The organism is Frankia sp. Cppng1_Ct_nod, assembly GCF_920656135.1.
Classification (GTDB): domain Bacteria; phylum Actinomycetota; class Actinomycetes; order Frankiales; family Frankiaceae; genus Protofrankia; species Protofrankia meridionalis.
On sequence record NZ_CAKKTK010000036.1, the window covers coordinates 1 to 19,634 of the forward strand.

The 19,634-nt window shown below is 67.1% G+C and carries 16 protein-coding genes and 1 tRNA gene; 8 read left to right on the forward strand and 9 right to left on the reverse strand.

What is annotated here, in order from left to right:
• Nucleotides 1-158 precede the first annotated feature (158 nt).
• From NBW77_RS12220 to NBW77_RS12230, 3 genes are all read left to right on the forward strand, one after another.
• On the forward strand, nt 159-533 hold the full coding sequence (locus NBW77_RS12220) for a type II toxin-antitoxin system RelE/ParE family toxin (protein WP_131745922.1): 375 nt from the start codon (nt 159-161) through the stop codon (nt 531-533).
• Nucleotides 534-538: 5 nt separating this feature from the next.
• Nucleotides 539-856: a helix-turn-helix domain-containing protein gene (locus tag NBW77_RS12225; protein WP_207386886.1), complete on the forward strand. Its 318-nt coding sequence runs from the start codon at nt 539-541 to the stop codon at nt 854-856.
• An 875-nt stretch (nt 857-1,731) separates the two neighbouring features.
• Complete coding sequence (locus NBW77_RS12230; RefSeq protein WP_242605681.1) at nt 1,732-2,571, forward strand: tyrosine-type recombinase/integrase; 840 nt, start codon at nt 1,732-1,734, stop codon at nt 2,569-2,571.
• Nucleotides 2,572-2,653: 82 nt separating this feature from the next.
• Here the strand turns inward: NBW77_RS12230 and NBW77_RS12235 are convergent.
• From NBW77_RS12235 to glpK, 4 genes are all read right to left on the reverse strand, one after another.
• Nucleotides 2,654-2,726, reverse strand: a tRNA-Lys gene (locus NBW77_RS12235).
• A 321-nt stretch (nt 2,727-3,047) separates the two neighbouring features.
• Complete coding sequence (locus tag NBW77_RS12240; RefSeq protein ID WP_250279723.1) at nt 3,048-3,251, reverse strand: hypothetical protein; 204 nt, start codon at nt 3,249-3,251, stop codon at nt 3,048-3,050.
• 283 nt (nt 3,252-3,534) lie between these two features.
• A complete protein-coding gene (locus NBW77_RS12245) occupies nt 3,535-4,635 on the reverse strand; it encodes a Rieske 2Fe-2S domain-containing protein (protein WP_131745921.1) in 1,101 nt (366 codons plus the stop codon).
• Between the two features lie 439 nt (nt 4,636-5,074).
• The gene (gene glpK / locus NBW77_RS12250) at nt 5,075-6,592 is read right to left on the reverse strand and encodes a glycerol kinase GlpK (protein WP_131745920.1); all 1,518 of its coding nucleotides are present in this window, start codon (nt 6,590-6,592) and stop codon (nt 5,075-5,077) included.
• Nucleotides 6,593-6,737: 145 nt separating this feature from the next.
• Here glpK and NBW77_RS22410 point away from each other — a divergent pair, with 145 nt between their 5' ends.
• The 3 genes from NBW77_RS22410 (at nt 6,738) to NBW77_RS12260 (ending at nt 9,583) form a co-directional block, all read left to right on the forward strand.
• Nucleotides 6,738-6,824: a putative leader peptide gene (locus tag NBW77_RS22410; protein ID WP_349817003.1), complete on the forward strand. Its 87-nt coding sequence runs from the start codon at nt 6,738-6,740 to the stop codon at nt 6,822-6,824.
• Nucleotides 6,825-7,001: 177 nt separating this feature from the next.
• Entirely contained in the window at nt 7,002-7,706 is a 705-nt protein-coding gene (locus NBW77_RS12255; protein WP_175324669.1) for an alpha/beta hydrolase, read from the forward strand.
• Between the two features lie 233 nt (nt 7,707-7,939).
• Nucleotides 7,940-9,583 (forward strand): sensor histidine kinase, encoded by a 1,644-nt coding sequence (locus NBW77_RS12260; protein WP_131745919.1) that lies wholly within the window; start codon nt 7,940-7,942, stop codon nt 9,581-9,583.
• On the opposite strand, the gene cydD is transcribed toward NBW77_RS12260, so the two are convergent.
• The 5 genes from cydD to NBW77_RS12285 form a co-directional block, all read right to left on the reverse strand.
• Complete coding sequence (cydD, locus tag NBW77_RS12265) at nt 9,572-13,030, reverse strand: thiol reductant ABC exporter subunit CydD (protein ID WP_250279724.1); 3,459 nt, start codon at nt 13,028-13,030, stop codon at nt 9,572-9,574. The two genes, NBW77_RS12260 and cydD, sit on opposite strands and share 12 nt — an antisense overlap.
• Nucleotides 13,017-14,012, reverse strand: a complete 996-nt coding sequence (gene cydB, locus NBW77_RS12270) for a cytochrome d ubiquinol oxidase subunit II (protein WP_131745917.1) — start codon at nt 14,010-14,012, stop codon at nt 13,017-13,019. Before cydB ends, cydD begins: the two co-directional genes overlap by 14 nt.
• 45 nt (nt 14,013-14,057) lie before the next feature.
• A complete protein-coding gene (locus NBW77_RS12275) occupies nt 14,058-15,464 on the reverse strand; it encodes a cytochrome ubiquinol oxidase subunit I (protein WP_131745916.1) in 1,407 nt (468 codons plus the stop codon).
• 73 nt (nt 15,465-15,537) lie between these two features.
• A complete protein-coding gene (locus NBW77_RS12280) occupies nt 15,538-16,443 on the reverse strand; it encodes a universal stress protein (protein ID WP_242605680.1) in 906 nt (301 codons plus the stop codon).
• A 141-nt stretch (nt 16,444-16,584) separates the two neighbouring features.
• A complete protein-coding gene (locus NBW77_RS12285; RefSeq protein WP_131745934.1) occupies nt 16,585-17,220 on the reverse strand; it encodes a response regulator in 636 nt (211 codons plus the stop codon).
• Between the two features lie 89 nt (nt 17,221-17,309).
• On the opposite strand from NBW77_RS12285, the gene NBW77_RS12290 reads away from it, so the two are divergent.
• On the forward strand, nt 17,310-18,314 hold the full coding sequence (locus NBW77_RS12290) for an Acg family FMN-binding oxidoreductase (protein ID WP_242605679.1): 1,005 nt from the start codon (nt 17,310-17,312) through the stop codon (nt 18,312-18,314).
• A 219-nt stretch (nt 18,315-18,533) separates the two neighbouring features.
• The gene (locus NBW77_RS12295) at nt 18,534-19,586 is read left to right on the forward strand and encodes an LLM class flavin-dependent oxidoreductase (protein ID WP_242605678.1); all 1,053 of its coding nucleotides are present in this window, start codon (nt 18,534-18,536) and stop codon (nt 19,584-19,586) included.
• Nucleotides 19,587-19,634: the final 48 nt, after the last annotated feature.

A 19,634-nucleotide genomic window follows, 5' to 3' on the forward strand; every position in this document is an offset into this window, starting at 1 on the left:
GGCAGTGGTACTGATGTTGGTTACGCAACGTGTCCAGTATCGGTGAATCCATCCTTGGCTTGGATGACCACCTGTATGTCGGCAGGTGCGGCCGAGGCGTACCTTACGAGAAGCGTAGAACCTTGACGTCATAGAACTTGTAGGTCATTCTCGTAGACATGACATGGACCGTGATCCTCGTCGACGAAGTCGATGACTGGTTCATGGACATGGTGCGCATTGACCCGCGGACCGCTGAGCTCGTTGCGGCTGCGGTCGACCAGCTGGCATCCGATGGCCCGGCGCTGGGCCGCCCGTTGGTCGACAGCATCCAGGACTCGAAGATCCATAATATGAAGGAGCTTCGGCCGGGGTCGGCTGCAGGCACCGAGGTGCGGATCTTGTTTGTGTTCGACCCGCAGCGGCAGGCGGTGCTCCTCGTCGCCGGTGACAAGTCCGGTCAGTGGCGGCAGTGGTACGAGGTGAACATCCCGCTGGCCGAACGGCGCTACCAGCGGTGGTTGGACGGCGAGTACAAGATGGAGAGGAGCTGACGGCCATGGCACGGACCTGGGAAGACGTACGGACTGAGACTCTAGCCACCGGCATGCTCGATCAGGGGCGTATCGACGCGCTCGGAGTGAGGCTGCGGGCCGAGGCCCGGGCGTATCGGCTGGCCGACATCCGGCGGGCCTACGGGCTCGACCAGAGCGAGGTGGCCGAGCGGATCGGTGTGTCACAGTCACGGATATCGCGTATTGAGCGGGGCGACTTGGACCGCGCTGAGATTGCCACTGTGCGCAGCTATATCGAAGCGCTCGGAGGGCAGATCGAGATCGTGGCAAAGTTCGGCGACGAACGCATCACGGTTGGTTAATTCGGTTGTCGGACGTGTGCGCCGACCACTGTGCGGTCACGCTTGGACGGTCAGACGCCTTACCAAGATCCTCAATCCTGTGGCAGGCGTCGGCTTGCAGTACTCATCGCAGTACTCATAGGAGTACTGGAGATCAGAAAAGCCCAGAGCCCCGCGCCGTGTGATCGGCTGCGGGGCTCTGACCTGCCTCAACCAGCGCGCGCTCGGAGGGACTCGAACCCCCAACCTCTTGATCCGTAGTTTGCTCGGGATCTTCCGTGGACGTCCGCTGGGGTTCACCGGGTCCGGTGACCTTGGGTCCGCCGTCCGTCGGTGTCCGCGGATGTCCAGGCTCGTCGGTCGGCTTGGCTGTCACTCTGGCTGTCAGGTCGGGCAGATCTGGCGGCATCCGTCCGTTCCGGTTGGCGCGGTGGTCTCATGCGCGGGCGCTGGTCTGTGATCAAAATAGGGGTTGTGGTGATCGTTTGCCACAACCTCCGACACGCCGACGAACCGGGGATGTCGTGGCAGAAGATCGATATCTTGTTAGTCTGCGGAAACGCTCGAATTGTAGATCGTTTAATCGGATGGAATGATGATCGAGCTGGGAGGTTGCGGGATGATCTATCATCGTCGCAGCTCAGGGCGTGTATAGTTTGGACACGAGTAGTTATGATCACCAAATCTGAGTCAGATTGAAACATAGAATCACCTCCTTTCCTTTTCCTAGTCGTGTGGTCGCGATCACCAAAACTGAAACAGATTGAAACTCGAAGAACTGAGCGGCGAACCAGATGAAGCCGATGGCAGTTGCGATCACTAAAACTGAGTCAGATTGAGAGCCTGCACGGGTTGCAGGGTGACCACAAAAAGTCTCGCCCCACGGAGGGTGCGGGATGGCTGTCCGGGGAGCCGAAGGCGTCCTGATTCTGTCTTCCGGCTGTGCGCTGGCGTGCCCCCTGCTCGATTTTCGTCTGCCCACCGGCGTGCGCCGCGGGTGTCAGCGACGGCAACGTCAGTCCGTACGGCGTCGAACTCTGGCCGACGCGGCGGATTATCAGACGCTGCCGGTCTGGGCCGTTCTTCCCGGATGTGGAATACCGTGGCGGCGGGCTGCGACGCGCCCGGCGAGCATGGCCGCCCTCGGCCACGCGCAGCCGGTTGCGGGGCGCGGCACGCGCCGCGGGCTTGACGGCGCCGTGCTCCACGTCCGTCAGAGCCTCCAGCGGGTCGACGGCTCCCTGACATTCGTACCGGCGAAGACCGTCCGCTCACACCGGAAGCTACCGATCCCGACCCGACTGGCGGAACTCCTGCGCCAACATCGGGTGGCGCAGGCGGGCGAACGGTTCGAACGCGGAGACTCCTGGACGGAAACGGGCCTCGTGTTCACCACGACGATCGGGACCCCACTGGAACCACGGAACGTCAACCGCCGATTCGATCAGCTTCGGGCAACAGCCGGGCTCCCCTGGCTCCGCCTACACGATCTTCGCCATGCGTTCGCCTCGATGCTGTTCTCCGAGGGGGTGCCCGCGCGCACGGTCATGGAACTACTCGGACACTCGACCATCCAACTGACCATGAACACGTACACCCACGTCATGCCCGAGACCCAACGGGAGGCCGTAGGACGTCTGGAGCACCTGTTCACCGACGACAGGCCAGAAGATGACGAGGACGACAGCACGGAGCAAGCCGGAGACGCCGACCCCACCGACACCGACGAACAGTGATCGACCGCAAATGGGTACAGCGTTGGGTACATTGATCTTCAGATAGGCGTTACCGAAAGTGATAACGGCTGGTCAGGATGGGTGCGCCGCCAGGGACTTGAACCCCGAACCCGCAGATTAAGAGTCTGCTGCTCTGCCAATTGAGCTAGCGGCGCATGTCGCGTTGCAACGGAACCGAATGTATCAGGTCCACAGGGGTTCGACGTCCACGGGTGGCCCTCGCCCAGGCCAACTTGGCCACATCCACCGGGATCAGGATCGACCACAGTAGAGATCGAGGTCGGCAGCTCCCCCAGCGGGGACAGTGGCCAGCATGGATGGAGCCTGAACATACGTTCAGCCCTCCGAGTCGACACCAGCCGCCTGTAGTGACAACCGTCCAGCGGCACTGCCCACCAGGTGCCGCCCGACAGGTTCCGCTCAGAAACCGCGGCGCAGCAACCACAAATGGCCGGTCACCGGATGGCTCCGGGGCGTCAGGACTTCTCGCAGCCGGTCCCGTTGTGATCGCTGTCAAGGGCGAACGGGTCCGGAGGCAGGACCCGGACAGGACCTTGCACGTAGTTGGGCCCGTTGCCCGAACCGCCGGCGCAGTCGTAGTCACCGATCTCGTCATGCAGGCACACATCGGGATAGGCCGGGTCGCAGTTGTTGCGAGCCGGAACGGCGGTGGTCGCCACGGGTCGCGCCGTCGACGCGGCCGGATGTGCCGTTCCGGTGGTAGCCGGCCGGTGCGTCGCGGTCCCGGCCGCGGATGGCGTCACGGCAGCGGTGGACGGATGAACCGGCGTAGGGTCGGTGGTTCTCAATGCCGTCGGTGTCACCTGCGGAGGCGTCGAGCATGTAACCCCCCGTATGATGAGGGGCGACTGTAACACCGGAATACGGGATGCCAGATGACCGGTGCCGGCCACCTGGTGTCCCACCTCGAGGGAGAACCGGGTACCCGCGGGGGCACCCGCGTCAGGCGCTGGCGGTAGAAGCTTCTTCCGGCATGGCATTGCCGAAGCGCCAGCCCGGCACGATACCGCGGTTGAAGAAGCTCCGGAACTCACGGACGGACGGGCCGTCTGGCTTCACCCAGAGAGTTTTCTCCGGCATCCTCAGCCATTTCAGGACATCCATGTCGGCGTAGGCGTTCCGTCGGACGGTGAGCCACATCATGCGGGCAAGCGCATGATTGAGCGGCGCGAACAACGGACCGGGGCCTATTTTACGTACCACGACCCGCCAGGTGAAGATCGTGAGATCGTCCCGGATCGGCGTCCCACCGAGAACTATTGTCAGCATCGGTCCGGACCTGTCGACCGTCGCATCCTTCTGAGTTCGGTAAATCGCCGCGGATGGCCCGATCATCTCGATGAAAGCAAACGGCTTGAACCATCGCTGGACCTTGTTCCGGCTGGCCTCATCGGCCGGCCGGAGCTGGTATTCCAGACGGTCCTCCTTGTTCACCAACACGGCATACTCAAGGCGGCCGGTACCCCGGTGGGCATTTGGAAAATGATAGATGTCGGACACGTGCTCCGCGACCGGCAGGAGTTTTCCGTGCGCGATGTAGACCTGGCCCTTGAGGTTCAGGTACCGACTGGAATCGGCGTAGGGGACCTCGGTGAACTCACCGGAGGGCTCCGGACCGTACCAGAACCAGATGTTTCCGGCATGCTCGTGGACGGGTATCGACCGCTGACCCGCCCGCGGGGGGATCTTCGACTGGTCGAGGCCGGGGATGACCGCGCAACCACCGTCCGTCCGGAACTCCCAGGCATGGTAGCCGCACTTGATCCGGTCCTCGACGACGGTGCCGCAGCGGGCGAGGTCAGCGCCCATGTGACAGCACTGACTGTCGATCATGCCAACCCTGCCGTTCTTCCCGCGGAAGAGCGCGAACTGGTGCGACATGAACTCCACCGGCACGACCTGACCGGGAACGAGGTCTTCACTGAACCGGGCGAAATACCAGCCCAATGGGTAGTCGGTCTCCTGCTCCTCGTTCGCGGACTGACCTTCGAGCAGCCGCCTATCATATGACTTGAGTTGTCTCTGCCATTTCGACTTCGACACGGGTCCTCCGGGAGTCACGCTACAGAAGAGCTGATGTGCACAAGATGGCCCGCGAGTTGGAAATTGCTATATGACTGATTTGCTGCCCGCGGTGCGCGGCAACACGTGATCGACGTTAGCATGCGGTTCGCACCAGATCCGGAAGACCCCGCTCCGTGACGGAAACAACAAGCAGTGTGCCGCATCCAGGTAACAAGGTAACGATAACGTTTCAAACGGACCGCATCCGGTCGGATGCGGTCCGTGGCCAGCTATCATACCGGTGAGCCAACCCATTTCTCATACGAAATTCTGTCCTTTTTCATATCACCGAAAAACTATTCGACACACGAACGGGTGTCACCTGAGACGTTCACATTCACCGATGTCACACGGCTCACCGATGTCACACGGCTCACCGATGTCACACGGCTCGGCGGGACCAGGTCGTTCATCGAGCTCAGTCAACGTCCACCCAGTTCAGCGTGCGTTCGACCGCCTTCCGCCAACCCGCGTAGCCGCTCTCGCGCCGGTCCTTCGACCACTCCGGCTCCCACCGGCGGTCCTCCCGCCAGTGCGCGGCAAGTTCGTCGGTGTCCTTCCAGAAACCCACCGCGAGGCCGGCAGCGTATGCCGCTCCGAGCGCCGTCGTCTCCGCGATCATCGGCCGGCTGACCGGGACGCCGAGGATGTCGGCCTGCATCTGCATGCACAGGTCGTTGGCCGTCACCCCGCCGTCGACCCGCAGCACGTCCAGTGACACGCCCGAGTCCTGCCGCATCGCCTCGGCCACGTCACGGCTCTGGTAGCAGATCGCCTCGAGGGTGGCGCGGGCCAGATGCGCACCCGTGTGGAAGCGGGACAGACCCACCACCACGCCCCGCGCGTCCGACCGCCAGTACGGCGCGAACAACCCGGAGAACGCCGGGACGAAGTAGATCCCGCCACTGTCAGGTACCTGCCGGGCCAGCGCCTCGCTCTGCGATGCGCTGTTGATGATACCGAGCTGGTCACGCAGCCATTGCACCGCCGAACCGGTGACCGCGATCGAGCCCTCCAGCGCGTAGGTGGGCGGCTGGTCGCCGAACTGGTAGCCGACCGTCGTGAGCAGGCCGTGCCGGGAGCGCACCGGTTCGATACCGGTGTTGAGCAGCAGGAAGTTCCCGGTGCCGTAGGTGTTCTTCGCCTGCCCGACAGCGAAGCAGACCTGCCCGACCGTCGCGGCCTGCTGGTCCCCGAGGTCACCGGTCAGCGCGACCTCGCCGCCGAGCGGCCCGGCCCCACCGGTCACGCCGTAACGCGCCGGGTCGCAGGACGGCCGGATCGCCGGGAGCATGGCCCGCGGGACATCGAAGAACGACAGCAGTTCGTCGTCCCAGTCGAGGGTCTCAAGATTCATCAGCATGGTGCGGCTGGCGTTGGTCACGTCTGTCACGTGCACCCCGCCGTCCGGGCCTCCGGTGAGGTTCCACAACAACCAGCTGTCGATGTTGCCGAACAGGGCATCGCCTCGCTCGGCCGCCCGGCGGACCCCCTCGACGTTGTCCAGGATCCACTGGATCTTGCCTGCGGAGAAGTAGGTCGCGGGCCGCAACCCGGCCTTGCACCGGATGACCTGGCCACGGCCGTCACGGTCCAGCGCGGACGCGATCCGGTCGGTCCGGGTGTCCTGCCAGACGATCGCGTTGTAGTAGGGCCGGCCGGTCCGCGGATCCCACACGACCGTGGTCTCACGCTGGTTCGTGACGCCGAGAGCAGCCAGGTCCGACGCCCCGAGACGGCAGCTGGCCATAGCCGACTGGATGACCACCGCCGTGCGCTCCCAGATCTCGACGGGATCGTGCTCGACCCATCCGGAGCAGGGCAGGATCTGCTGGTGCTCCAGTTGGTGACGCCCGACCTCCTCACCATCATGATCGAAAATCATGAAACGGGTACTGGTGGTGCCCTGATCGACCGATCCGACGAAGTCGCTCATGCGTACGTGCCTCCTGTCGCCTGTGGCTACCGGCAAGGTTCACCAGGAGCGTGACGCAGCGCACCCTCGACGCACCCTCGATACCAGGAAGCCGTCAGTATTGACATCATCCGGCATCGCAAGCATCGTTGATGCCGTGCATAACATGCCCCGGCTTGTGACCCGAGGTCACATTGATCTGCTGCGGGTTGCCTCGGCAGCCTGTCCGGGCTCTCCTTCCTTCCGTCGATAGCCGACGGCCCCCACGCGGTTCTTCGTCCGCCCACGGGCCGTCGCTCTCGTTCGCCGGGCGAATCAGCCTGCTCGTCGCATGTTTTCGTGCCCGTTCCCCCTAGTGCGCGGAGGAAAACCATCCACGCATCCACACGAATCACCGCGACGGCATCCGCATGACCACAGGAGATGCGCAATGACATCCGCGGCACCGACGACATTCCCGACTAGCCAGCAGTATCCGGGCGCCCGGCGATATGCGGACGCCACCGGCGTGCAGCCCAACCGGGGATCTGTCGTTATTCTGACCGGACGGGCCGAAACCGCGTCCTCGTTCGAACGGCTGCGAACACGGCTGTCCATCGATGGCTACCTGGTCACCATCTCCGGAGGGCCGGGCGACACCGTGTCGACCCTCGCGGAAGCCCGCGTGCCGGGTGCTCCCTTCATCCTGCTCGGCTCCGACGTCGGGGGACTGCGCGCACTGATCCTCGCCGGATCCCCTGCGCTACGGCCGGACGGCGTCGTCCTGCTCGGGCTACCGCTGCTGCAACGGCCCGTCACTTCGGGTGAATCCGGCGTACTGGCAGAAGATGCCGAGATATCGGTCTACCCGGTTCCCCGTGCCCTCCCCGACCTGCCGATCCTTCTTGTCCACGGTATGGACGACCAGGTCTGCCCCTTGCCACTCATTCGGATGATCACCCGTACCGCGCCCCGCGCACAGCTGACCGTCGTACCGGGTCGCCATGACGTCATCGCCGGACCGGGTTACCGGGCGGTGGCGGCCAGCACCCTGCTCTTCCTCGAATCCCTGCAGAACCGTGAATCCCCGCGGAACGACGAATCCCTCGGCCGCAGCCAGTTCCTTCACGAAAATCCCGGCAAGCGATATATGTGAGCGTCACCACGAACCACCCGGTCGCCGAGGAACCGGCAACCGGCCTCCCGGTAACCATTTCTGCGGCATCTGCCGGGAAAACCCGGAAATCGTGAAAAGAATCACGCAGAAGTACGGACCAGCAGGTCGGAAGGTCGCGGTCCGATGTCGATCCCGACACCCGGGATGATTCGCGCGATGTTGTCCGACTGAGCGGATCAGGAGGCCGTCAGGCGTAATACGTTGAGATCGTCATGGACGTAGACACCGACGGCGTGAACGCCGCGCAACCATACGATGACGATTTTGTGACCCATCGGGTCGACCAGGCAAAGGACCTGATCGTTACTCAGAGTCGCTTACGGGGTCTGCTGCGGGCGAGCCGCATGGTTGCGTCCGACCTGAGCCTGTCCGTCGTCCTCACCCGGATCGTCGAAGCGGCCTGCGATCTTGTGGATGCCCGCTACGGTGCACTCGGGGTGATCGCCCACGACCAGAACCTGGAGCAGTTCGTCCATGTCGGCTTCGACGACGCCATGGTCCGCCGCATCGGTGATCTTCCTCGCGGCAAGGGCATTCTCGGCCTGCTCATCCGGGAGCCCTACCCGCTGCGACTCGATGACATCACCACGGACCACCGCGCGGACGGCTTCCCACCGGGGCATCCGCCCATGCACAGCTTCCTCGGTGCTCCGATCCGTATCGGCACCAAGGTCTTCGGCAACATCTATCTGACGGACAAGCAGAACGCGCCGCGTTTCACCGCCGAGGACGAGGAGCTTGTGCAGGCGCTGGCGGCAAGCGCCGGCATCGCCATTGAGAACGCACGGCTCTTCGAGGAGTCCCAGCGACGGCAACGCTGGTTGCAGGCGTCCACCGACATCACCCGCCACCTGCTGGCCGAAGGTCCGGACCCGTTGGAGCTGATTGCGCGCAGAGCCCAGGAGGTGGCCGTGGCCGACTTCTCCGCCGTCCTGCTCCCGCGCAGTTCGCCCGAGGAGCTCATCATCGAGGTCGCGACCGGTGAATACCCGGACGGTCTGGTCGGCGCGGTCGTACCCGCGTCGGATCCGCTCCCCGGCCAGAACGGCCCGTTGATGGTCATTCCGCTGGTCGCCTCGGGAGAAAGCGTCGGCGCGCTCGTTCTCGGCCGGCGCAACGACGGCCGGCTGTTCACCGACGCCGACATCGACATGGCGTCGGGTTTCGCCGGGCATATCGCGCTGGCGCTCGAACTGGCCCAGGCACGGGCCGACCGCGATCGCCTGGCCGTCTTGGAGGACCGCGACCGCATCGCCCGCGACCTGCACGACCACGTGATTCAGAGGATCTTCGCAACCGCGATCGGACTGCAGGGGCTGGCCGCGCGCGGCGGCCGGGCCAACCAGTCCGACCGGCTCGCCGCCTACATCGACGACCTGGACGAGACCATCGGCCAGATCCGCACGACGATCTTCCAGTTGCGCAGGCGTGGCCGTCATGATGTTCCGAGCCTGCGTGGGCAGATCCTCGACATCATCGATGATGCTACCGTTTCTCTGGGTTTCGCTCCGCACCTGCGGTTCGAGGGTGCGTTGGACTCCGCGGTCTGCGCCGTTGTCGGCGAACATCTGGTGGCCGTCCTTCGGGAGGCCCTGTCGAACGTCGCCCGGCACGCGGCGGCAACCCAGGTGAGCGTGACGGTCTGGTCCACCTCCGGCGAGGTGCGGTTGGACGTGATCGACAACGGGGTCGGCGGGGTGGACCCGGGCGGCCGGGACAACTCCAGCGGCCTGGCCAACATGCGCAGCCGGGCCGAGGAGCTCGGGGGCAGGTTCATCGTCTTTTCCCCCCCCGCCGCCGGTACCCGGCTGTCCTGGTCCGCCCGGACACGCCCGCCGAACTCCTCAGGCCGCTGAACGCCGGGCGGGCATCCCCGAAGCCGTCACGTCGGCGGTGCCCGCCAGCTCCACCACCGCGTCCAACTCGTCGAAGCCGCTGGTGCGGTGGCTGATGAGCAGGACCGTCCGGCCCCGGGTGACATCCAGGATCGTGCGCATCACCGCGGCCTCCGTCACCGGGTCGAGGTGGGCGGTCGGTTCGTCGAGGATGAGCACCCGAGGGTCGGCCAGCAACGCGCGGGCAAGCAGCAGCCGCTGGCGCTGGCCGCCGGACATCCGCTCCCCGTTCGCCCCGACCCCGGTCGCGAGCCCGTCCGGCAGGCACGCGACCCAGTCGGCCAGCCCGACACGCCCGAGCACGTCGACCAGCTCCGCCTCGGACGCCTCCGCACGGGCGATCAACAGGTTCTGCTGCAACGTCGCGTCGAAGACATGCGCGTCCTGGGTCATCCCGGTCACGGCCCGATACAGATCGTCGGTGGCGATGTCCCGAAGATCCACACCGCCGACGAGCACCCGACCCTCCTGCGGATCACGCAGACGCAGCAGCAGGTCGACGACGGTGCTCTTGCCCACGCCGCTCGCTCCGACGAGCGCGATCCGCCGGCCCGCGGGCAGGTGGAGGTCGATCCCGTCCAGCACCGGCGGACCGGCAGGCGCATAACGCATCCGGACACCTTCGAGGCGGACGTCGAGCGGCCCGTCGGGCAACGGGCGGGGGTCGACCGGTTCACCGGTCGGCGGTTCGCGGTCCAGGACCGTGAACACCCGACCCGCCGCCTGCCGGGCCTCGGCAAGGGCGGCGAAGGCACCGGTGAGACCCGACAGGGGTTCGAAGGCGGCCAACGTGGTGAGCACGATCACGCCCAGCATCACCCCGGACAGCGATCCGGGCTGCCCGCCGATTCCATCCGAAACGGCAGCCAGCCCGATGGCGCTGACCGCCACGAGGGTCAGACCGGCGGCGAACGTCCCCGCCGCGCTCCCCCATGCCGGTGAGCGCCGCCAGCACGCGGCCATTCGCAGCACCTCGGCGTCGCGCCGGCGCAGTCGCGCAAGCCTGGAACGCGCCGCGCCGAAAGCCACCAGCTCGTCCAACCCCTCGAGCAGGGAGACGATCCCGGTGTCCCGGCGGGCCCGCGCGGCGGTGGTCGCCGTCACCGTCGCACGGATGCGGCGGCCGGTCACCGGCCCGGCGAGCACCGCGGCCACGGCAAGCCCCACCGCCAGGGCGATCCCCGCGGCCGGCAGCACCACGCCGACACCGATCACCGCACCGGCACAGGCCATCGCCGCGGACGCGGCCGGGCCCACCCCTCGCAGCAAGGACTCGCCCACACCGTCCACGTCGACGGTGAACCGGCGCAGCAGGTCCCCACGACGGTGTGCGCCCAGGCCCGCGGGAGCCAGCGGCACGAGCCGGGCGAACACCTCCGACCGCAGTTGCGCAAGGCCCCGCAGGGCCGCGTCGTGGCACGTCAGGCGTTCGACATAGCGGAAGACCGGCCGCCCGAGTCCGAACGCGCGGACGGCGACGATCGCAACCATCAGCGTGAGCACGGGCGGCTGTTGCGACGCCCTGACAATCAGCCACGCCGAGGTGGCGGTCAGTCCGATGCCACAGCCCAGGGCACCCCCCCCGGCGAGCACGCCGAGGGCGAGCCGCTGCCGTGCCGCCGTGAACAACGCCAGGGCCCGCCGCAACGAGCCGGCCGGTCCGGAGACGACCTCCTCCGGCCTGGTCACAGCAGGAGATGCCGGTGGCACGGCCAAGACCGGCGGGACGGCCGAGACCTTCGGGTAGACCTGCGCCGGGCGGGGGACGGCTGTCCGGTCGTCGACCACGCGTCCCGCCGAAACCGTGACAATCCGGTCGGCGACGCCGGCCAGGGTGGCCGAGTGAGCGACGAGAACCACTGTGGCACGTCCCCGCAACGACGCGACGGCCGCGGCGACCCGCTCCTCCGCGGCGGCGTCCAGGCTTTCCCCGGGCTCGTCGAGCAGTACTAACGCAGAGTTACGAACCAGTACGCGGGCGAGCGCGACCCGGCGCAGCTCACCCGCGGACAGCTCACCGCCATCCTCGCCGACGGCCCGCGCCGCCGCCGGCGCGCCCGCCGCGGAGAGCGCGGCGGCAACGTCGGCGACACCGGCGTCCGGCCGTCCCAGCCGCACCTCGTCGGCGACCGTGCCACCGCAGACCGCGTGCGGACGCTGCGGCAGCCATCCGATCCGGGCCCGCCACCCATCCGGATCGATGTCGGCAAGGTCGGTGTCATCTACGAGCACCCGGCCCTCGGCCGGCGTGAGCGCCCCGCGCAGCAGCGCCAGCAGGGTACTTTTGCCCGCTCCGCTCGCCCCGACCAACGCGACGATCTCGCCCCGCCGGATGGTCAGGTCGACCTTCGCGGCGTGGCGCAGGCCCACTCCGTCCAGCCGCAGGGTCGCGAAGTCGGCCGGTGCCGGCCGCGGGCCATGACCGGCGGCGGGAACCGGGGCCGCGTCGACCACGTCGAGAGCCGCGGCGGCCGCGGTCAGCCCGGACACGGTCGCGTGGTACTGCGTCCCGACCTGCCGCAGCGGCAGGTAGACCTCCGGGGCGAGCAACAGGGCGAGCAGCCCGGTACGCAGGTCGAGCGAACCCGCCACCAGTCGCAGCCCCACCGACACCGCGACCAGCGCCACCGACAGCGTCGCCAGCAGCTCCAGCACGAACGACGACAGGAACGCCCACCGCAGCGCCGCCATGGTCTGTTCCCGGTAGGCATCGGTGATCCGGCGGATCACCTGTATCTGGACCTTCGCCCGATTGAAGATCTTCAATGTCGGCAGTCCCTCGACAACATCGAGGAAATGCCCGGACAACCGGCCGAGTACCGCCAGCTGCCGGTCGGTCCGGGTACGGGTGGCGAGCCCCACCAACGCCATGAAGATCGGGACGAGTGGAAGTGCGACGACCAGTATGATCGCGGACGTCAGGTCGACACCGGCGATCCGAACCAGCACGAACAGTGGGACGACCACCACCATGACCAGTGCGGGCAGAAAACGGGTCAGGTAGGCGTCCATGCCGTCAAGACCGGCGCCCGCGGTGACCGCGAGCGCCCCCGAATCCGCACGGTCACCGCGCTCGACGACTGCTCGCAGCATGGCTGCGCGCAGGTCACCCGACACCGCCGGGGAGGTCCGTTCAGCGGTCCGTTCGGACAGCCAGACCACCATCGCCCGGACGGCCACCACCGCGACGAGCACCGCCAGTGCCGTGAGTTGACCGGCGACGACGTGCTGGCCCGTGCTGCCCTGCTTACCGGCAACAGCGTGCTGACCGGCGACAACGATGTCCGCCAGCACCGTCGCCTGGACGATCATGAGGACCGCCGAGGCGACCGCGAGAACCCCGAGCCGCACCAGGTACCCGCGCAAAGCGGGTGCGGCCCTCAGCAGCCGCGGATCAACCGGCCTCATCGGACCCCACAAGCCTCCGGCGGAAGACCCAGTATGACCACGCCTGGTAGCCGAGGACCACCGGAGTGAACAACACCGCCACGCAGGTCATCACCGTGAGCGTGTAGTGTCCCGACGCCGCGTCACTGACGGTCAGGCTGTTCTCCGGCGTGCCAAGGGCCGGCAGCACGTATGGGTACAACGCGACGAACCAGCTCGTCACCAGTAGCGCGATGGCGCCGGCGGTACCGGTGAACGCCCAGCCGTCCCGTTCGGCGAACCAGGACAGGACCGCGAAAACCAGCGCGACGAGCCCGACCGCGGAGACCGCGGCCACGGCGATCCCGCCACGCAGGACGACCGTCCAGATGGCCAGGACGGCGAAGGCGGCCACGGTCGGGGGAGCCAGGCTCCGGGTGACCCGGCGGGCGCGGTCCCGCACCTCGCCGCTGGTCTTCAAGGTCAGGAAGACCGCCCCGTGCAGGGTGCACAGCAGGAGGGTGGTCACTCCACCGAGCAGACCGAAGGGGTTCAGCAGACCGAGGAACCCGGTCGTCACGGTATGGTCCGGGGTCATCTTCAGCCCGCGGACCATGTTGGCGAAGGCCACCCCGAACAGCAGCGCGGGCAGCGCTCCGCCGATCACGATTCCCCGGTCGCACCAGGCACGCCCGGCCGCCGTGGTGGCCTTGCCCCGGTACTCCAGGGAAACCCCGCGGATGATCAGTGAGAACAGGACGAGGAACAGCGCCAGGTACATGCCGCTGAACAGGCTTGCGTACCACTCGGGAAACGCCGCGAACATCGCCCCGCCCGCGGTGAGCAGCCACACCTCGTTGGCGTCCCAGACCGGGCCGATGGTACCGAGCACGGCACGGCGATCGGTTTCGTCATTCCGGCCGACAACCGGCAGCAACGCGGCCACGCCGAAGTCGAAGCCCTCCAGGACGAAGAAACCGACCCACAAGACCCCGACCAGCGCGAACCAGAACTCCTCAAGCATCCAACAACTCCTAGGTTCCTTGGGCCGCCGGAGGCCCGCCGGGTGTCAGTAGGCCAGCGACGGCAACGCGACGCCGACCCGCGGTTCGCCACTGATGGTCACGTTCGGGCTCAGCGCCGGGATCTCGTGCCGGCCATGCCGCAGGAACAGCCGCAGCGCGACCGTGGCCAGCGCCCCGTAGATGACCGTGAAGCCGGCCAGGGTCGCGATCACCGCAGCGGTGGACACTCCGGGTGAGACAGCGCTGGATGTCCGCAGCAGGCCGAACACCACCCAGGGCTGACGCCCCATCTCGGTGAAGATCCAGCCTGCGGTGTTGGCCGCATACGGAAGGGCCGCGGCCCACATGAACGCCAACAGCAGGAAACGCCCGCCGGGCAGGTGGCCGCCGCGCATCCGCGCCAGCCCCAGCAGGGACAGGCCGAAGTAGACGGCGCCGAGACCCATCATGATGCGGAAGTTCCAGAAGGTGACGCCCATGACCGGCGTGTAGTCACCCGGGCCGTATCGGGCGACCTCCGCGGCCTGCAGGTCGTTGACTCCCTGGACCTTCCCGGAGAAGGAGTTCGTCGCCATGAACGCCATCAGGTGCGGGATCTTGATATCGATCTTGTTGTCGCCGTGGGAGACATCCCCGTAGGCGAACAGGGACAGGCCGGCGCCGTCCTCCGTGTCCCACAGGGCCTCGGCGGACGCCATCTTCATCGGCTGCTGCCTGGTCATGACCTGCCCCTGGAAGTGACCGGACAGCATCACCCCGACCGATGCCACAGCGCACACGACCAGGCCGAGATGCACGGCCCGCCGGTGCAGCTCGACCTGGTGACCTCGCCGTAGATGCCAACAGGACAGCCCGACCACCACGGCACCCCCGGTGAGCAGCGAGGCCATCAGCACGTGCGGGAAGGTGACCATCTGTGTCGGGTTGGTCAGCACCTTCCAGATCGACGTGAGCTGCGCGTGTCCGGTCCGCGGGTTGATCCGGTAGCCGACCGGATGCTGCATCCACGAGTTCGCGGCCAGGATGAAGTACGCGCTGATCACCGTCCCGAGGGAGGCCAGCCAGATCGTGGCGAGGTGGACCCGCTTGGGCAGCCGGTCCCATCCGAAGATCCACAGGCCGAGGAAGGTGGACTCCAGGAAGAAGGCGATGAGCGCCTCCATGGCCAGCGGCGCGCCGAAGACGTCCCCGACGAAACGCGAGTAGTCCGACCAGTTCATTCCGAACTGGAATTCCTGGACGATGCCGGTGACCACCCCCATCGCAAAGTTGATGAGCATCAACTTGCCCCAGAAACGGGTCAGACGGAGCCACTCGACGCTGCCGGTCCGGTTCCAGGCGGTCTGCATTCCTGCGACCAGAAGCGACAGCCCGATCGTCAGCGGAACAAACAGGAAATGGTAGACGGTAGTGATCGCGAACTGCCACCGGGCGATCGTGTCGTGGCTCATCTGCATTCCCGGCCGGTCTGTTCCCGGCCGGTCTGTTCCTGGCTCAGGTGTTCCTGGTTCATCTGTTTTCCTTTCAGCGGATGACAGCGACCGGGCACGGAGCGTGCGTCACAACCTGGTGGCTGACCGACCCGAGCAGCAGTCCGCTGAACCCGCCGTGGCCGCGGGCGCCGACCACCAGCAACTGAGCCGAACGGGCGGCCACGATCAGGCCGTGGGCCGCCGAGCCGGCCACCAGCGCGGCGTCGACGGCAACATCGCTATCGCTTGCAAGCCCTTCTTCAAGGGCTGTGTCAAGGGTGATGCGGGCGGCCTTCTCCAGCACCGCCTCGTCGATCATGGGGAGGCATCCGGCGTGCGGGGACAGCTCTGCGTGCCGGTACTGCTCTGCCTGCCCGTACCGCGCGGCGTCCCAGCAGTGCACGACCCGCAGGGGGACGCGGCGCAGCCTGGCCGCGACCGCCGCCCAACGCAGCGCCGCCAGGGAGCGCACCGAGCCGTCGACACCGACCAGGATCGGACGACGGTCCGGTTGCGGTGGAGCCGGCCCGCGCACGATGACCACAGGAACGGGTGCTTCCTGTGCGCATCGCGCACTGACCGAGCCGACGAACATCCGACGCATCCGGGCGAGCCCACGGGCGCCGACAACGAGCATCAGCGCGTCCCGGGACTCCTCCACCAGGGCATCCGACGGCGCGTCGTACACCGTCCGTTCAACGACATCGACAGCAAGGTCGCAAGCCGGCGTCCGCCGGACCGCGTCGTGCAGCACCTGCAACGCCGCACGCTCGAGGTCGTCCACTCCGATCGACGGCGAGATGTCGTCGACCACCCGTGGACGTCCACCCGGACCCCAGGCGAGCACCGCCCGTATCCGTGTCCCGGTCAGCCCGGCGTCTGTCAGAGCCCACCGCAGGGCCAACTCGGCGTCCGCGGACGCGTCGATCCCCACCACGATATCGAATGTCGTCTCCACACCGTTCACGCTCGCAGCGCCCGGCGACGCGAACGAGAGCGATTCGGGTAGACCACGGGACCGAAAGTCCCGACACCGCGGGCCGTCGGCCGGTCAGCCCGATAACCGGCCGGTCAGCCGGTCAGCCCGATAACCGGCCGGTCAGCCGGTCAGCTTGGTGGCGAAGACCGCCGCCTGCGTCCTGCTGGTCAGTCCGAGCTTCTCCAGGATGCTGGAGACGTTGTTCTTCACCGTCTTCTCCGCGAGGTGAATCCGGCTGGCTATCTGGCGATTGGTCAACCCCTCGGCGATCAGGCTGAGGATCTGGCGTTCCCGCTCGCTGAGGGCGGACAGCAGACGGTCTTCGGGGGCGCCGTCCCGCAGCCGGGTCAGCACCCGCTGGGTGACGGCGGGGTCGAGCATGGACTGACCGGACGCGACGGTCCGGACAGCACCAATAAGATCATTTCCTCTGATCTGCTTGAGCACATAGCCGGCCGCTCCAGCCATGATCGCAGCGAAGAGTGCCTCGTCGTCGTCGTGGGATGTGAGAATCAGGCAAGGGACCTCCGGCGTGCCGGAACGGATGTCGCGACACACGTCGATGCCGCTGCCGTCAGGCAACCGCGCGTCGAGTATCGCGACGTCGGGACGCAGGGCCGGGATGCGTCGCAGGGCCTCCGCGGCGAGGCCGGCCTCCCCCACGACCTTGATGTCGCCCTGGCTTTCCAGCAACTCACGCATCCCGCGCCGGACGATCTCGTGGTCATCGAGAACGAAAACGCGGATAGGCTCCACCGAACCGACGATACCTGCCGACAGCCCCTTGACGACCATGGTTCGCCAGCAACAGGACATGACGGACCGAAGGGCCTACCGTCGTATGAGTGACTAGCACCGACACACTGTCAGCAGACCTGGTCCGCACCATCGTCGCGACGGCAGGCCTGGCCCCCTCGATCCACAACACCCAGCCGTGGCGTTGGCGGGCGACAGACCACGGTCTTGACCTCCTCGCGGACACCTCCCGGCAGCTGGGTGTCGCCGATCCGGACGGCCGTCAGCTCCTGCTGAGCTGCGGGGCAGCACTCCTGCACGCCCGGCTCGCGATCCGCGGCGCCGGGCTCACCCCGAAGGTGACGATCTTCCCGGCGGGAAGCGACGAACTCGACGCCGGGCCGTTGGCCACGATCAACGTCACCAGTGGCCAGCCAGCCGGTCCCGAGGACGACACGCTGCTCGCCGCAACACACCATCGGCACACCGATCGCAGGCCCTTCGACCCACGCACCCTTGCCCCGGACGTCCTGCGTGCGCTGCGACGCGCCGCCGAGACGGAGGCCGCATGGCTGGTTGCCCTTGACGACGCCGACCTTCGCATCGACACCAGCGTGCTGATCGCCCGCGCCGACTGGATGGAAAATCACGACCCGGCGTACCGGGCCGAGCTGGAATCATGGAGCCGGACCGCACCGAACGCGGTCGACGGCATACCCCGCGATGTCGTGGTCGACACAGACCGGCCCCGACAGTCCGAGTTCGTGATCCGTGACTTCGACGTGGTCGGCGAACCCGGCCTGCACCTGCGTCAGGCCGGTGTGGAACGTCCCATGGTGGTGTTGATCGGCACGGACGGCGACGCCCCGGCCGACCGGCTGCGCGCCGGCCAGGCCATGGAACGGGTCCTGTTGACCGCGACCGCGCACGGCGTCGCCACGTCACCGCTGGGTCAGGCCGTCGACCTCGAGTCGACCCGGGAACTCCTGCGACACTCGGTCGGCGGTCTCGGACACATCCAGATGATCATTAGGATCGGTTACCCGCTGCCGGACGCCAAGCCGCTCGACCCGACCCCCCGCCGGCCGGTCAACGACATCCTGCAGCTCGAATAAGAGCGCCTGAGGAATAAGGTGCCGACCGCGCAGGTCGCCTCTCGGCGCGTGGTCGCTCGCAGCGACATTGGGGTGAGCCCGGGGGCCATGTCGCGGCCGGCACCTGACCACAGTACCGGGTCCCGGCCGGTTGCACCCCGGTCGAGTGGGATCGCCGGAGGTGTTACACAGGGGAAGCGTCCGGGAAGATCCTCGTACGGGTCGGAGGTTACGTCCGAAGTGAATTCCACGCGTGCCGTGCCGCTGTCCGTCCTCGACCTTGTACCGGTCTCATCCGGTTCAACGCCGGCGCAGGCGGTGCGCAACACTCTCGACCTCGCACGCCATGCCGAGCGGCTCGGATACACCCGGTACTGGATCGCCGAACACCACGGCATGCCCGGCATCGCAAGTTCCGCGACGTCCATCCTGATCGGACAGGTCGGGGCCGTAACGGAGACCATCCGCGTCGGTTCGGGCGGAATCATGCTGCCCAACCACGCACCCCTGGTCGTCGCCGAACAGTTCGGGACCCTCGGGGCACTGTTCCCGGGACGTGTCGACCTCGGTATCGGTCGGGCACCGGGAACCGACGCGGCCACCGCCCGCGCGCTGCGGCGCTCGAGCGGACCGTTGTCCGCCGACGACTTTCCCGCCCAGCTCGCCGAGCTCGTCGCTTTCCTCGGCAGCTCCTTCCCCGACGACCATCCGCTGCAGACCGTGACCGCCGTTCCCCACAGCGAGATGCCGCCCGTCTGGCTGCTCGGGTCCAGCGGGTACAGCGCGCAACTCGCCGGGTTCCTCGGCCTCCCGTTCGCATTCGCGCATCACTTCAGCTCGGTGAACACCCTCCCGGCGCTGGAGCTGTACCGTTCGGCGTTCCGCCCGTCCCCGAGCCGGGACCGGCCCTACGCCATGGTTGCCGCTGCCGTCGTCTGCGCGGACACGGACGAGGCTGCGCAGTGGCTCGCGGGGCCGATCCGGCTGTCGATGCTGCGGCTGCGTCAGGGACTCCCCGGCGTCTTCCCCACCCCTGAGGAAGCCGACGCCCACCCGTGGACACCCGCCGAACGTGCCGCCGCGGACAACGCTACGTCGTCCCATGTCGTCGGCTCGCCCGACACCGTCCGCGCAGGCCTCGACGCACTGATCGACGCGACCGACGCAGACGAGATCATGATTACGACAAACGTCCACCCACATGCCGACCGGCTACGTTCCCTTGAGATGATCGCCCGGTTCGCGGGACTCACCGGTCCGCAGGAGTCCGTACGCACCGTTCCCGTCGGGTAGACCTTCCCGTTATTGCCGGCGCCCCGGACGGTGTTTCGCGGGGAACTT

Bases quoted from the DNA above. Each gene is read 5' to 3' on its own strand.
- NBW77_RS12220 (WP_131745922.1), top strand. From the start codon at position 159: ATGACATGGACCGTGATCCTCGTCGACGAAGTCGATGACTGGTTCATG.
- NBW77_RS12225 (WP_207386886.1), top strand. From the start codon at position 539: ATGGCACGGACCTGGGAAGACGTACGGACTGAGACTCTAGCCACCGGC.
- NBW77_RS12230 (WP_242605681.1), top strand. From the start codon at position 1,732: ATGGCTGTCCGGGGAGCCGAAGGCGTCCTGATTCTGTCTTCCGGCTGT.
- glpK (WP_131745920.1), bottom strand. From the start codon at position 6,592: ATGAGCGACTTCGTCGGATCGGTCGATCAGGGCACCACCAGTACCCGT.
- NBW77_RS22410 (WP_349817003.1), top strand. From the start codon at position 6,738: ATGCCCCGGCTTGTGACCCGAGGTCACATTGATCTGCTGCGGGTTGCC.
- NBW77_RS12255 (WP_175324669.1), top strand. From the start codon at position 7,002: ATGACATCCGCGGCACCGACGACATTCCCGACTAGCCAGCAGTATCCG.
- NBW77_RS12260 (WP_131745919.1), top strand. From the start codon at position 7,940: ATGGACGTAGACACCGACGGCGTGAACGCCGCGCAACCATACGATGAC.
- cydD (WP_250279724.1), bottom strand. From the start codon at position 13,030: ATGAGGCCGGTTGATCCGCGGCTGCTGAGGGCCGCACCCGCTTTGCGC.
- cydB (WP_131745917.1), bottom strand. From the start codon at position 14,012: ATGCTTGAGGAGTTCTGGTTCGCGCTGGTCGGGGTCTTGTGGGTCGGT.
- NBW77_RS12275 (WP_131745916.1), bottom strand. From the start codon at position 15,464: ATGAGCCACGACACGATCGCCCGGTGGCAGTTCGCGATCACTACCGTC.